Raw genomic sequence first — 13,403 nt, 5'->3', positions numbered from 1 at the left:
AGATGCTGTTTCTTAGTCGGAAAACAGTTTTAGCATTAGAGACTGTTGTGGATGTCGCCCTTCATTCGCGTCCCGACCCGGTGCAAGCAAAGGACATCACAAAACGTCAAAATGTACCTCAGCGTTATCTTGAGCAGATTATGCAAACCCTTGTTAAAGCCGATATTCTTCGCGGCGTACGCGGGCCAAAAGGGGGCTACAGACTTGCCCGCGAAAGGCGCAAGATTTTTGCCGGTGAAGTAGTGCGCGTTATCGCTGAAATTGAGCGTGCTGAGAACGAGGCTGCACAGACGCCAAAAGAAAGCCAACTTGGGGCAGGAATAACTTTTGAAAAATGCTCTGAACTAGAAGGCGAATTTCTAAAACATCTCGACAGAGTAAGCATTGACGATATTTGTCAGAGCCATCAAAATAAGAACCGCTTAAGTACAGAAAAATCAGTTGACTTCAACATTTAACCAATCAGGTATAATAATGACATTCGAAAATCGCGGAAAAATTTATAATAATATAACCGAAACAATCGGTGCGACCCCTCTGGTGCGTCTCAACCGGCTACCCGAACAATATGACGTTTCAGCAGAGATACTTCTGAAACTTGAATTTTTCAATCCCATGGCCAGCGTGAAAGATCGCATTGGCGTGGCAATGATTGAAGACCTGGAAAACCGTGGTCTCTTGAACGAGAAGTCTGTAATTGTAGAACCGACATCCGGCAATACGGGTATTGCGTTGGCCTTTGCCTGTGCCGCAAAAGGTTATCGGCTTATTCTTTGTATGCCTGAAAGCATGTCTATTGAGAGACGCAAAATGCTCCTCCTACTCGGTGCAAAGTTGGAGCTTACACCTGCCGAACTTGGCATGAAAGGTGCGATTGCAAAGGCCGAGGAGCTAATCACTAATCTCGATAATGCCGTGATGCCCCAGCAATTTGACAACCCCGCAAATCCGGAAATTCATCGTAACACCACAGCGCAGGAAATTCTCGCCGATACAGACGGCAAGCTGGACGCGGTTATCTCCGGTGTCGGAACGGCAGGCACTTTGACCGGCGTTGGCAGTATTTTGAAACAACATAATCCGAACATTAAAATTTATGCTGTTGAACCAGAAGACAGTCCTGTTCTGTCAGGTGGCGATCCCGGCCCTCATAAGATTCAAGGTATTGGCGCAGGTTTTAAACCGGGCAATCTAGATGAAGCCTTAATAGACGGCGTTGTTACCATTGGAAATGAAACCGCTTTTGAAACGGCTCGGCGGCTCGCTAAATCCGAGGGAATTCCCGGCGGCATATCCTCCGGCGCAGCAACAGCAGCGGCCCTCGAAATTGCCGCCCTGCCCGAAATGGCAGGCAAACGCATTGTCACGATTATTCCGAGTTTTGCAGAACGCTATCTCTCAACAGCACTTTTCGAAGGCCTTTGATGACAGGCAGTGACGGTCTGCCAGAAAACGCCGCATACACTGAGCGTTATGCGCGCCATCTCGTCCTCAAAGAAATTGGGGGTGCGGGACAACAGAAGCTCTCCGCAGCGCGGGTGCTGGTTATTGGCGCAGGTGGGCTGGGCGCATCTCTGCTCGCTTATCTAGCTGCTGCAGGTGTTGGCTCTATCAGCATCATTGATGATGATGTTGTGTCGCTTTCCAATCTACAAAGGCAAGTGCTTTTTAATCATGACGATATTGGTCTACCAAAAGCCATCTGTGCCGCAAAGTTTCTAGCGAGACTTAATCCTGATTGCAAAGTAACGCCTATAGATGCTCGTCTCACGGTTGATAATGCGCAAACTTTGATAGAGGCGCATGATATTATCGCCGATGGTTGTGATAATTTCACGACGCGATTCCTGGTCAATGATGCCTGTTATTTCGCTGGCAAACCCCTTGTTTCAGCAGCAGTGGGTCGGTTTGACGGACAACTAACAACCTTTAAAGCCTATGAGAACGATTTAAAGGGGACACCCTACCCATGTTATCGCTCTTTCGTATCTGACGATATGAAGGCATCCGAGGCTGCTGATTGCGAAACAACAGGTATTATTGGTGCCCTAACGGGCATAATGGGTAGTCTGCAGGCTTTAGAAGTTATTAAAGAAATCACAGGCGCGGGGGAAAGTTTAGCAGGGCGGCTTATGATTTATGATGGTCTTGCTGCAACCGCGCGGGTTGTAAACCTCCCATGGGATCCAACCAACCCACTTAACGGGGAAACGCCAACAATTAAAGATCTGTCGTGCCATGCATAGCCATCACCCGCGACACTTTTAATGACACTTAATGCTCTTCGGCAAGTGTCGGCAATACGCGATCCGGCGGGCGGTGACCGTCCAAAAAAGTACGGATATTAATGAGCACCTTTTCGCCCATGCCAAGCCTTCCCTCAATGGTTGCCGAGCTCATATGAGGAAGGAGAATAACATTTTGGAATTCCAGCAGACGAGGGTTAACCGCAGGTTCACGTTCAAAAACATCTAGCGCTGCACCGCCAAGGCGGTTTTCTTCCAGCGCATCCGCCAGCGCGTCTTCATCAAGAACCTGACCCCGCGAAGCATTAATCAAATACGCTCCCTGTTTCAGAAGTTTCATCCGTCTTTGCCCGATGAGATGATAGGTTGCAGGCGTACTTGGACAATTCGCAGATACAAAATCAACATGACCAAGCATGCGGTCCAGACTGTCCCAGTATTTAGCGCCAAGCTCCTGCTCAATTTCTTCATGTACGCGATTACGGTTGTGATAATGAATTTCAAGACCAAAGGCGATGGCGCGTTTCGCAACCGCCTGCCCGATGCGTCCCATGCCAACAATACCAAGCTTCTTGCCGCCCAGCCGCCGGCCCAGCATCCAATTGGGTGACCAGCCGGTGAAACTACCCGGTTCGCGCATAATGCGATCACCCTCCACCATCCGGCGTGGAAGCGCTAATATGAGCGCCATTACCATATCTGCCGTATCTTCAGTCAGTACGCTCGGCGTATTCGTCACAGTAATGCTCCGAGCATAGGCCGCATCGACATCTATATTATCTACGCCATTGCCAAAATTCGCGATGAGCTTTAACTGGTCGCCGGCAGTTTCAATCAGTTCAGCGTCGATCCTGTCCGTGACTGTTGAAACCAGCACATCCGCACGCGCCATAGCTGAAGCGATTTCTGCTTTATCGAGGTGACGGTCTTCATTATTGAATTCCACATCAAAAAGCTCCGCCATTCTTGCTTCAACGGCAGCCGGGAGTTTTCGAAGGACAATTACTTTGGCAGATTTTCCGGTCATATTCTGATAAGGTGTAGCAAATGCAGCTCTTCGGCAAAACTTTTTTTAACATTAATTCTACCTGGACAGGCTATTTGGGATTAAATAAGGCAATAAGATAAGCAAACCGGTATACAAAGACCTATTATTTGTTAGCTCAATAAGGCGTATTTATGATTTCAGTATTCTTCACACGGCATTTTAGTTTATTGGCGACCGGTTTAGCTGTACTGGTCTTATTATTGACGCCCACCTCCCCAATTCATGCAGAGGATGACAATCGTGGTGAGAGTGGCCTGCCACTACCCAGATTTGTGAGCATTAAAGGCAATCCGGTTAACTTAAGACAAGGGCCTGGCACACAATACCCTGCCCTCTTAACCTTCAGACGCGTGGGCTGGCCAGTTGAAATTCTTGACGAAAATAGTAATTGGCGCAAAGTCAGAGACTATGATGGTGACACTGGCTGGATACAAGCAAATTTGTTGCGCGGTAAACGCAGCGTCGTTATGCACCAAAGCCCAACAGCACATAAGCTTCGCAAAAGACCTGACGAGAATTCTGTTATCTTAGCCTATCTCCAGCCCGGTATAGTTGCCGAGCTTGAAGATTGCGAGGGTGAATGGTGTGACATCCGCGTGGAGGGCTATCGTGGCTGGATTTCCCGTGTGTCACTATGGGGCGTCTACCCACATGAGTTCACAAAAAAATAGTTTAAGCAAAATCTCCAGCCAACGAAGCGCGCGTTTCCTCTGACAAAATCGTCATATGCGCGTAATTCTCGTGACCAATACCTAGGATGGCTTGATTATTCGTATCTCTGAAAGCCGCAATTTGCTCTGCCGTAAACGGAAAGTGCAAAAAATGAACAGATGATGTCTTGCCGTCAGAAGCTGTGCGTTCAACTTCCTGCTCAGGAACGGCAAAAACCTTCTCACCCGCCACCTCTATATAAGCGGTCAATTCAACATCCGTCAGGCGACGCAGAATGGATCCGCGACGTTGCGGGTCATCTATTTCAAACATCAAAGTTGCGGTCAATTCGGAACCATCCGGAATCATTGGATTGTAAGCGGTCAGTTCATCTTCAAGCTGTTCGTCACCGCCTTTTTCGATGTAAAGCATCTCCTGAATCTGCGCCAACATTGTCGCGTAATTCTCAAAATAGAATGTTGCGACCGGCCCAATTTCAATCCGACGCGGTTTTTTTAGAGCAAGCACAGCTTGACGCCTTTCCTTACGCTCAGCAACGTAAGTGGTCATTGGCACAATATCTTCGGGGGTAATTACTCTGTTTGCTTCAGACATAAAACTCTCCATTTATATTAACCCGTAAGCGCGCGCAAATACCTCTACAGGGTGCGCGGCCTCCGGCAGTTTTGCAGATGAGTCTAAGTATTCGACTCCTTGAACGATGTGTTTTGCCGCCAGCGGACAGTCTGAAACAACTGTCTTAGCCTCAGATTTGGCAACATTTCGGGCGACAGGTTTTCCGACTTTGACAGCAAGCTGATGGGTGTCTTTCATCACACCGAAGGTACCGCCATGGCCGGAGCAACGCTCTATGACACCAATGTCAGCATCAGGAATGAGACGCAATAGGTCGGCTGATTTCGGCCCCATATTTTGGGCACGTGCATGACAAGCCAGATGCACCTGCACGCCACCTTCTATCGTTTGCAGACCGTCTGGAAGACCATTTTTATCGGCAATTTGAACAATATACTCACTGATATCGCGCGTCGCGGCACTGAGCGCTTTAACGTCCTCGTTATCAGGTACAATTAACGGCCATTCAAATTTGAACATCAGTCCACAGCTTGCCGTCAGAGTTAAAATATCATACCCCTCATCAATAAAAGGGCGTAGAGCAGCGGAAACACTTGCCGCATTTTGAGCCACTTTTTCAAGATTGCCTTGCTCTAAATAGGGCATTCCGCAACAACCCGGATAATCAGTTTTCACAGAAACACCAAGATGGGTAAGCACTTTGAGTGCTGCCTCGCCCACGCCGGGATTATTATAATTAACTGAGCAGGTAGCATAGATAAGGGCTTTTCTGTCTTTTGCAGTGCCTTCTTTATTGGGCTCCAACTCGCCATTTTTGGCAGATTTTTCAGCACGCTTCATAAATGTCTCACCAGTAAATTTTGGTAGCTCAACATTCTTATCAATACCCAAAGTCGCCGACATAACCGGACGGGTAACAACATTACCTTTGGCAGATCCCCAATTTGCAAGACCGGACACCTTTTCTGCAAGCGAACCATTTCTGTCCATCTGCGCAAGCTGGTTTTGTGTGAAAGGGGCTTTGCCTTTTTCTTTCAATTCAACAGCGCGATAGCGAAGCATAAGATGAGGGAAATCAAGGTTAAATTCATGCGGCGGGACATATGGGCATTTCGTCATGAAGCACATATCGCACATGGTACAACCGTCAATAATCGGCCCAAAATCATCACTCGCGACCGTATCAAGTTCGCCAGATTCAGATTCGTCGATGAGATCAAATAGGCGTGGAAAACTATCACAGAGGTTAAAGCAACGTCTGCAACCATGACAGACATCAAACTGACGGCGCGCTTCTTCATCAAGTGCTGCGCGGTCATAAAATTCTTCGTTATGCCAATCTAAAGGGTAACGAATTGGCGCTTCAGTGCTGCCCTCTTTCATGAGATGTTCCTTTTTATATATAGATAGGAGACAAGTGAGACTATGGCGTTAGCCGCCATAGTCTCCTTGAATCTAGTGTCTCAAAGAGACACAGAGTGGAAATTAATCCATTGAATCCAGTGCCTTTTGGAAACGGCCAGCATGAGATTTCTCTGCTTTGGCAAGTGTTTCAAACCAATCGGCAATTTCATCAAAACCTTCTTCACGTGCAGTGCGTGCCATGCCGGGATACATGTCTGTATACTCATGTGTTTCACCAGCAATAGAGGCCTTCAGGTTTTCAGCAGTTGAACCGATTGGCTCACCAGTTGCCGGATCTCCAACTTCTTCTAGAAATTCGAGGTGACCATGTGCGTGGCCTGTTTCACCTTCAGCAGTTGAACGAAATACAGTTGCAACATCGTTATATCCTTCAACATCGGCTTTTTGTGCGAAGTAAAGGTAGCGACGGTTTGCTTGGCTTTCGCCGGCAAATGCGTCCTTCAGGTTTTCCAGAGTTTTTGAATCTGCGAGTGACATTATCATCTTCCTCTAAATACGCTTTCCGGCCCATCCGAAAAGCTCATAAGTAAGAGAAAGGCCTTTCCCTAACTCTTATTGGAACTATATAAGTCTCGAGAAAGATATGTCAACAGTTTAGAACAATTCTAAACAAATAATTTAGACTTCAGGCTTAATTCTTATCAAAATATCCACGCCATCAATAATCTGTCCCTCGGGTAAGTTAGGAAGACCTGGAAGGTTGATTTCTTCATTGGGAATATCTGTCAGCTGACCGTTATCAATATTAAAAAAGTGATGATGAGATGACGTATTTGTATCAAAATAGGTACGAGAAGGATCAATCAAAACTTCTCTCAGAAGTCCGGCATCCGTGAACTGGTTCAGAGCATTATAAATAGTAGCCAGTGAAATTTTCATGCCCGAGGCCACGGCCTCATCATGCAGGCTCTCAGCAGTCACATGACGATCTTTTCCGGAAAAAAGAAGGCTTCCAATATCCAACCTTTGGCGTGTTGCACGCAGACCAACACCTCGCAATTTATCGGTGAGTGATTGGTAATTATCATTTTGATTTATTCGAGTGTTAAGCTTATCCATGATACCTAAAATCAATATTATACAACAGTTAATTATAATTATTATAAACTAGAAGCAATTTCAAGCCTTTCCATTTTATCCCTATGGTTTTTGCAACACAGCTTTTCAAATTATGATAGTCTTCTGGCTGGTATAATGCATCTAAAATAATTAAAGAGTCCTTTATTTATGAGTAAACAATGACAATGAAAAACAGTTTTAACTATGACGAACTCATTGACTGTGCCAAGGGCAATCTATTTGGCCCAGAAAACGGTCGTCTGCCGATGCCACCGATGCTCATGTTCGACCGCATTACACAGATTACTGACACTGGCGGCAGTTACGATAAAGGCCTCATGATTGCCGAACTAGATGTAAAACCAGATTTATGGTTTTTTGACTGTCATTTTGTTAATGATCCAGTTATGCCCGGCTGTCTTGGTTTAGACGCCATGTGGCAACTTGTCGGATTTTTCCCTTTGTGGGCCGGCCTGGAAGGGCGCGGACGAGCACTCGGCGCTGGGGAAGTGAAATTTGTTGGTCAGGTTGAACCTGATGCAAAATTAATCACCTATGAAATTAACATTAAACGTATCATTTCACGCGCACTCGTTATGTGTCTCGCTGATGGCGTCATGAGGGTTGACGACAAAGAGATTTATACTGCAAAAGATTTAAGAGTCGGCCTTTTCAAAACCGGACAGCTTTAAAAAAAAGGGTTTCAAATGAGACGTGTCGCCATAACAGGTATTGGAATTGTTTCGTGTATCGGTAATTCCACCGCAGAGGTTTCTGACAGTTTAAAAAACAGTAAGTCAGGAATTTCCCGTGCCGATAAATATGTAGAGCTTGGCTTTAGATCCCAAATATACGGGATGCCGACATTGGATATTGAGGCAGCTGTCGATAAGCGTGTCCGCAGATTTATGGGGGAAGGCGCCACCTGGAATTATGTTGCGATGGAACAGGCTATTGCAGATGCGGGGCTTGAAGAAAACGATATAATCAACCCGATGACCGGTCTCATCATGGGTTCGGGCGGACCCAGCACGCGCACACTTATTGAAGCAGCAGATACCACCCGTGAAAGCGGCCCAAAACGGATTGGGCCATTCGCAGTGCCAAAATGCATGTCCTCCACAAATTCAGCAACGCTAGCCACCCCATTTGGCATTAAAGGGGTTAATTACTCGATTTCTTCGGCATGTGCGACATCAACACATTGTATTGGTAATGCGGCAGAGATGATCCAATGGGGTAAGCAGGATGTGGTGTTTGCCGGCGGCGGCGAAGCTCTGGAATGGTCGCTCTCCTCACTGTTTGACGCGATGGGCGCCATGTCCAGCAAATATAACGACACGCCCGCATCAGCCAGCCGCGCTTATGACAAAAACCGCGACGGATTTGTTATTGCCGGCGGCGCAGGGGTTCTGGTACTCGAAGAAATGGAACGCGCACAAAAACGCGGCGCAAAAATTTATGCCGAAATTGCCGGCTATGGCGCAACATCTGATGGGCATGACATGGTTCAGCCTTCCGGCGAAGGCGCGATACGCTGTATGGAAATGGCCATGAAAGATTTAGACGTACCGGTTGATTATATCAATCCGCACGCGACCTCCACCCCCGTCGGCGACATTAAAGAGATTGAGGCCCTGCGTGAAGTTTTCGGCGCAGACTGCCCACCCATCTCAGCCACCAAATCCCTAACCGGTCATTCGCTCGGCGCCGCCGGCGTGCAAGAAGCAATCTACAGCCTGCTCATGATGCAAGACGATTTCATCGCGGCATCGGCACATATCGAAGAGCTGGATCCGGATTTTGCTGATATGCCGATTGTTCAGGAAACACACGAGAACGCTGGCTTGAATTGCATACTGTCAAATTCCTTTGGCTTTGGCGGTACGAATGGCTCGCTGGTGATGAAGCGGGTTTAACATTTAAATCCACGGCAAGCACCTCTACCCAACTTGACTTAATAGGCTGGCTCGGTAATCCTGAGTACGGTTAAAATTTAATATCATTTTGTGCGTTGCGTTCTACAAAATCAAAACAAAGGAAAGCAAAAATGGGCACATTCGTTTTAGGTAAACAAACAGACGGTCAGTTTTACTGGAAGCTCAATTCAGCAAATGGTGAAACGCTTTGCGTGAGTGAAGGCTATACAACCAAACAAAATGCAATAAACGGCATCGAGTCATGCAGAAGAAACGCCCCCAACGCTGACATTGACGACCAAACTACCGACTAAGCGCGGCAACAATCTCAGCTGACCCCACACAACAAAAAGGGCGGTGCTAAATGAGCGCCGCCCTTGATTATTTGGAACTGTAAAAACAGCTAGGGATTTAGTCCTCGCTATCGGCCTCAGCTGCATCATCAGCCGCTTTGCTGGCTTTGCCTTCAAGGTCTTCACCTGTTTCCTGGTCAACGACCTTCATGGACAGGCGTACCTTGCCGCGATCATCAAAGCCCATAAGCTTGACCTTCACCGTGTCGCCTTCTTTGACAATATCGGTTGTCTTCTCAACGCGTCTGTCTGCCAGCTGGGAAATATGAACCAGCCCATCGCGCTTACCGAAGAAATTCACAAAAGCACCAAAATCCATGGTCTTCACAACCGTGCCTTCGTAAATCACACCCACTTCAGGCTCGGCGGCTATGGAATTAATCCAGTCAATCGCAGCCTGAATGACAGCAGCATCGCTGGACGCTACTTTAATCGTGCCATCATCGGAAATGTCCACCTTCGCGCCTGTCGTCTCGACAATCTCACGAATGACCTTCCCGCCTGAACCGATAACCTCACGAATTTTATCCTGTGCGATTTTAATGGTTTCGATTTTCGGCGCATATTCACCCATTTCAGTACGGGCTTCGCCCAAGGCACTCGCCATTTCACCCAAAATATGATCCCGACCACCTTTAGCTTGGGTCAGAGCAACTTGCATAATCTCTTCGGTGATGCCGGTGATTTTAATATCCATCTGCAAAGACGTAATCCCGTCCTGCGTACCAGCAACCTTAAAGTCCATGTCGCCAAGATGATCTTCATCACCAAGAATGTCAGAAAGAACGGCAAATCTGTCGCCCTCTTTAATCAGACCCATGGCGATACCCGCGACCGGCTTTTGTAACGGCACACCCGCATCCATCATAGCCAGAGACGCACCACATACCGTCGCCATGGAAGACGACCCGTTGGACTCGGTAATTTCAGAGACGAGACGTAATGTGTATGGAAAATCTTCGGCAGTCGGCAACATCGGCTTTATGGCGCGCCATGCCAGCTTACCGTGACCAATTTCACGACGACCCGTAAACCCGACTCGGCCTGTTTCACCGACAGAATAGGGCGGGAAGTTATAATGCAACATGAAGTTTTCTTTATATGTGCCTTCAAGTGCATCAACAAGTTGTTCGTCATCGCCGGTGCCGAGCGTGGCAACGACCAACGCTTGTGTTTCACCTCTGGTAAACAGTGCCGATCCATGGGCACGAGGCAGAACACCAACTTCGGAAACAATCGGGCGCACATCGGCAAGACCACGACCGTCAATACGTTTTTCGGTATCCAGAATACCGCCGCGCACAATGTCACTTTCCAGACCTTTAAACGCGCCTGAAAGTGCAATCGCTGTATCGGCATCTGCATCTTCGGGAAGCAAATCAGCCATAACTTTATCTTTAGCTGCAGCGATTTTTTCCTGACGCGCAGATTTGTCAGCCTCTTGATAGGCAGCCTCAAGGTCGCCACGGGCAATACCAGAAACTTTTTCCTTCAACTCATCATCGTTATTTTCAGGCACTTCACGCGGCTCTTTTGCACATTTTTCAGCAAGGCTAATAATGGCGTTAATCACCGGCTGAAATTCACGATGCCCGTGCATAACCGCACCGAGCATAACTTCTTCTGAAAGTTCACTGGCTTGGGACTCAACCATCAAGACCGCATCGCCCGTCCCCGCAACCACAAGATCAAGATTACTTTCTTTCATCTCTTCCAGCGTTGGGTTCAGAATATATTCACCATCGGCGAAACCGACACGCGCCGCACCGATAGGCCCAAGAAATGGGACACCTGAAATCGTCAGGGCTGCAGAAACAGCAACCATAGCGACAATGTCACTATCATTTTCCAGATCATGACTGAGAACAGTGGCAATAACCTGTGTTTCGTTTTTGAAACCTTTGACAAAAAGTGGGCGAATAGGACGGTCTATCAGGCGCGAAACAAGTGTTTCTTTTTCTGATGGACGGCCTTCACGCTTAAAATACCCCCCGGGGATTTTACCGGCAGCATAGGATTTTTCTTGGTAATTCACGGTCAGTGGGAAAAAGTCAATTCCCGCTTTGGGGCTACGGTCGGCAACCACAGTCGCCAATACAGTTGTATCCCCATAAGTTGCCAGAACAGCACCGTCAGCCTGACGGGCAATGCGACCGGTTTCCAGAATTAGCGGACGCCCGCCCCAATCGATTTCTTCTCTTGAAATTGTAAACATTTTTTCTTTCCATATGCCCGCATCCCCTGATGCAGGCTGTTAATCAACCGAAGTGTTAAAAAATCTAGCGGCGGAGACCCAGACGCTTAATGAGAGTTTGATAACGCTCAGAATTGCGTGCATTAAGATAATCAAGAAGACGGCGACGTTGGCTGACCATTTTCAATAGACCCCGGCGTGAATGATTATCTTTACCGTGAGATTTAAAATGTTCGGTCAGATTGTTTATCCTCTCCGTGAGGATAGCCACTTGAACCTCAGGTGATCCTGTATCACCATCCTGTGTGGCATATTCTTTTACAAGCTCAAGCTTGCGTTCAGGACTAATCGACATCGGTAACTCCTTTAATTTATATCGGACAGGTTAAAAACACGCACCGGCTGAAATCTGCCCTCTTCCAGCTTACCCAATGCAACTGGATGGTTGTCGGAAAGCACTAAAACCTGTTCGGCTCCATGACTTTCGGACAGTTTATCATCCACCACATGAGCGGTGATGTTGACTGCTCTGCCCATACGAATATCTCGCGCTTCCTTTTCATTAACCGGCAGAGCCGGGATGTCGTCCAGCACTGTCTGTAAAGGAAGCAAATGGGGCCTTAATTGCATGTTCATCGCATCAAGAGCATCAACTTCGGCGGCAATATGGCCTAAATCATCAAGAATATCCAGCCCTATTGTGTTTTTTTCATTAAATGGCCCAACACGCACCCGACGCAGATAGCTGACATGCCCTAAAGTCCCAAGTTTTTCGGCCATATCGCGCGCTAAAGACCTCACATAGGTACCTTTCCCGCACTCCACCTCGAAATGCGCAGAGTCACAATCAGGTCTATTCACCAAAGTAAGCCGGTCAATCAGAACATTTCTTGCAGAAATTTCAGGTGCTTCGCCCGCCCGCGCCATATCATAAGCACGGCGCCCATCTATCTTAATCGCCGAAAAAGCCGGTGGCACTTGCGAGATATTTCCGACAAACGCCCCTAAAACAGCTTCAATATCGTCATCTGTCGGGCGATGCTCAGATGTTTCCAGCACATCCCCCTCGCGGTCATCAGTCGTGGTCGCCAGCCCCCATCGCACCGTGAAATGGTATGTTTTCGTGGCATCCATCATAAAAGGAACTGTTTTTGTGGCTTCCCCCAACGCAATCGGCAGAATGCCCTGGGCGAGCGGATCCAGCGTCCCCGCATGTCCGGCTTTTTGTGCATTAAACAAGCGGCGAATTTTACCGACGGCAGCAGTTGACGTCATACCTTCAGGTTTATCGAAGTTAACCCAACCATGTATTGGCAAGCCTTTGCGTCTCCGGGCCAATCTTACGCCTCGTTCGTTGGTTCAGACTCTGCTTCAGGTGGCGTAATGGAAATTCCTGAATTATTTGACGCGCTTTCCTGCTGATTAAGCTGCGAATTTGATAAATCACGCTGGACTTCCTCACGCGCCAACAAATTATCCATCATAGCGGCATTGTCGAAGCTATCATCCGATTTAAACGAAAGGCTTGGAACATATTTGAGGTGAAGGCCATCGCCCATCTTAATTCTCAATGCTCCAGCATGACAATTCAATTCTTCAGTTAAATCGGCGGCAGAGTTTGCGACTGTACTGCGTTTACGCTTTGATAAAGTTTCTGTCATTTGCAAAAGCGGCACAACAAAAGCTGTCGCCTTTTTCAAGTCAGGGCTAACGCGCACTTCCGTGACAGTCACAAGTCGGGTATCAAGATTTGTGCCGCTAACATCCCCTCTTGAGAAGACTTCTGAAAGCTTCTGACGCAGTAATTCGCCAACACGCAACTGTCTTTGACTGCGAGGCGCGTCCGAATGTGCAGATTTTTTGAAACGCTTTGCCATGAATATATTCCGGCTTAAAGTTTATGGGCAGATG

16 protein-coding genes are annotated in these 13,403 nt (G+C 47.6%); 7 read left to right on the top strand and 9 right to left on the bottom strand.

All coding sequences use genetic code 11. From position 1 onward, the window contains the following. Positions 1–2: 2 nt before the first annotated feature. Genes RS24_RS07930 through RS24_RS07920 form a run of 3 tightly spaced genes read left to right on the top strand, consistent with a single transcriptional unit; the run spans position 3 to position 2,246 of the window. Positions 3–458 (top strand): RrF2 family transcriptional regulator, encoded by a 456-nt coding sequence (locus RS24_RS07930; RefSeq protein ID WP_021777689.1) that lies wholly within the window; start codon positions 3–5, stop codon positions 456–458. Positions 459–474: 16 nt separating this feature from the next. Then, entirely contained in the window at positions 475–1,425 is a 951-nt protein-coding gene (gene cysK / locus RS24_RS07925) for a cysteine synthase A (RefSeq protein ID WP_021777688.1), read from the top strand. After that, entirely contained in the window at positions 1,425–2,246 is an 822-nt protein-coding gene (locus RS24_RS07920) for a HesA/MoeB/ThiF family protein (RefSeq protein WP_021777687.1), read from the top strand. Before cysK ends, RS24_RS07920 begins: the two co-directional genes overlap by 1 nt. A gap of 28 nt (positions 2,247–2,274) precedes the next feature. Here the strand turns inward: RS24_RS07920 and RS24_RS07915 are convergent, their stop codons facing one another. After that, complete coding sequence (locus tag RS24_RS07915; RefSeq protein WP_021777686.1) at positions 2,275–3,273, bottom strand: 2-hydroxyacid dehydrogenase; 999 nt, start codon at positions 3,271–3,273, stop codon at positions 2,275–2,277. 152 nt (positions 3,274–3,425) lie between these two features. On the opposite strand from RS24_RS07915, the gene RS24_RS07910 reads away from it, so the two are divergent. Beyond that, complete coding sequence (locus RS24_RS07910) at positions 3,426–3,965, top strand: SH3 domain-containing protein (RefSeq protein WP_021777685.1); 540 nt, start codon at positions 3,426–3,428, stop codon at positions 3,963–3,965. A gap of 1 nt (position 3,966) precedes the next feature. On the opposite strand, the gene RS24_RS07905 is transcribed toward RS24_RS07910, so the two are convergent. The 4 genes from RS24_RS07905 to irrA form a co-directional block, all read right to left on the bottom strand. Further along, positions 3,967–4,560 carry a DUF3501 family protein gene (locus RS24_RS07905; RefSeq protein WP_021777684.1) on the bottom strand — a complete coding sequence of 198 codons (594 nt, stop codon included), beginning with the start codon at positions 4,558–4,560 and terminating at the stop codon, positions 3,967–3,969. 12 nt (positions 4,561–4,572) lie between these two features. Next, positions 4,573–5,925 carry a (Fe-S)-binding protein gene (locus tag RS24_RS07900; RefSeq protein WP_021777683.1) on the bottom strand — a complete coding sequence of 451 codons (1,353 nt, stop codon included), beginning with the start codon at positions 5,923–5,925 and terminating at the stop codon, positions 4,573–4,575. A gap of 102 nt (positions 5,926–6,027) precedes the next feature. Continuing rightward, on the bottom strand, positions 6,028–6,444 hold the full coding sequence (locus RS24_RS07895) for a rubrerythrin family protein (protein WP_021777682.1): 417 nt from the start codon (positions 6,442–6,444) through the stop codon (positions 6,028–6,030). A 141-nt stretch (positions 6,445–6,585) separates the two neighbouring features. Continuing rightward, complete coding sequence (gene irrA / locus RS24_RS07890; protein ID WP_021777681.1) at positions 6,586–7,026, bottom strand: iron response transcriptional regulator IrrA; 441 nt, start codon at positions 7,024–7,026, stop codon at positions 6,586–6,588. Positions 7,027–7,205: 179 nt separating this feature from the next. Here irrA and fabA point away from each other — a divergent pair, with 179 nt between their 5' ends. The 3 genes from fabA (at position 7,206) to RS24_RS07875 (ending at position 9,259) form a co-directional block, all read left to right on the top strand. Next, positions 7,206–7,718, top strand: coding sequence for a 3-hydroxyacyl-[acyl-carrier-protein] dehydratase FabA (fabA, locus tag RS24_RS07885; protein WP_021777680.1), 513 nt, complete (start codon positions 7,206–7,208; stop codon positions 7,716–7,718). Positions 7,719–7,733: 15 nt separating this feature from the next. Next, entirely contained in the window at positions 7,734–8,945 is a 1,212-nt protein-coding gene (gene fabB, locus RS24_RS07880) for a beta-ketoacyl-ACP synthase I (protein ID WP_021777679.1), read from the top strand. 131 nt (positions 8,946–9,076) lie between these two features. Continuing rightward, the gene (locus RS24_RS07875) at positions 9,077–9,259 is read left to right on the top strand and encodes a YegP family protein (protein ID WP_021777678.1); all 183 of its coding nucleotides are present in this window, start codon (positions 9,077–9,079) and stop codon (positions 9,257–9,259) included. 97 nt (positions 9,260–9,356) lie between these two features. On the opposite strand, the gene pnp is transcribed toward RS24_RS07875, so the two are convergent. From pnp to RS24_RS07855, 4 genes are all read right to left on the bottom strand, one after another. Then, positions 9,357–11,513 (bottom strand): polyribonucleotide nucleotidyltransferase, encoded by a 2,157-nt coding sequence (pnp, locus tag RS24_RS07870; RefSeq protein WP_021777677.1) that lies wholly within the window; start codon positions 11,511–11,513, stop codon positions 9,357–9,359. A 64-nt stretch (positions 11,514–11,577) separates the two neighbouring features. Then, positions 11,578–11,847: a 30S ribosomal protein S15 gene (gene rpsO, locus RS24_RS07865; protein ID WP_021777676.1), complete on the bottom strand. Its 270-nt coding sequence runs from the start codon at positions 11,845–11,847 to the stop codon at positions 11,578–11,580. 11 nt (positions 11,848–11,858) lie between these two features. Then, a complete protein-coding gene (gene truB, locus RS24_RS07860; protein ID WP_021777675.1) occupies positions 11,859–12,830 on the bottom strand; it encodes a tRNA pseudouridine(55) synthase TruB in 972 nt (323 codons plus the stop codon). Between the two features lie 2 nt (positions 12,831–12,832). Next, positions 12,833–13,369 carry a ribosome-binding factor A gene (locus RS24_RS07855; RefSeq protein WP_021777674.1) on the bottom strand — a complete coding sequence of 179 codons (537 nt, stop codon included), beginning with the start codon at positions 13,367–13,369 and terminating at the stop codon, positions 12,833–12,835. Positions 13,370–13,403 lie beyond the last annotated feature (34 nt).

The organism is Candidatus Micropelagos thuwalensis, from assembly GCF_000469155.1.
Taxonomy (GTDB): Bacteria; Pseudomonadota; Alphaproteobacteria; order RS24; family RS24; genus Micropelagius; species Micropelagius thuwalensis.
This window is presented reverse-complemented; position numbering and strand designations above follow the sequence as displayed.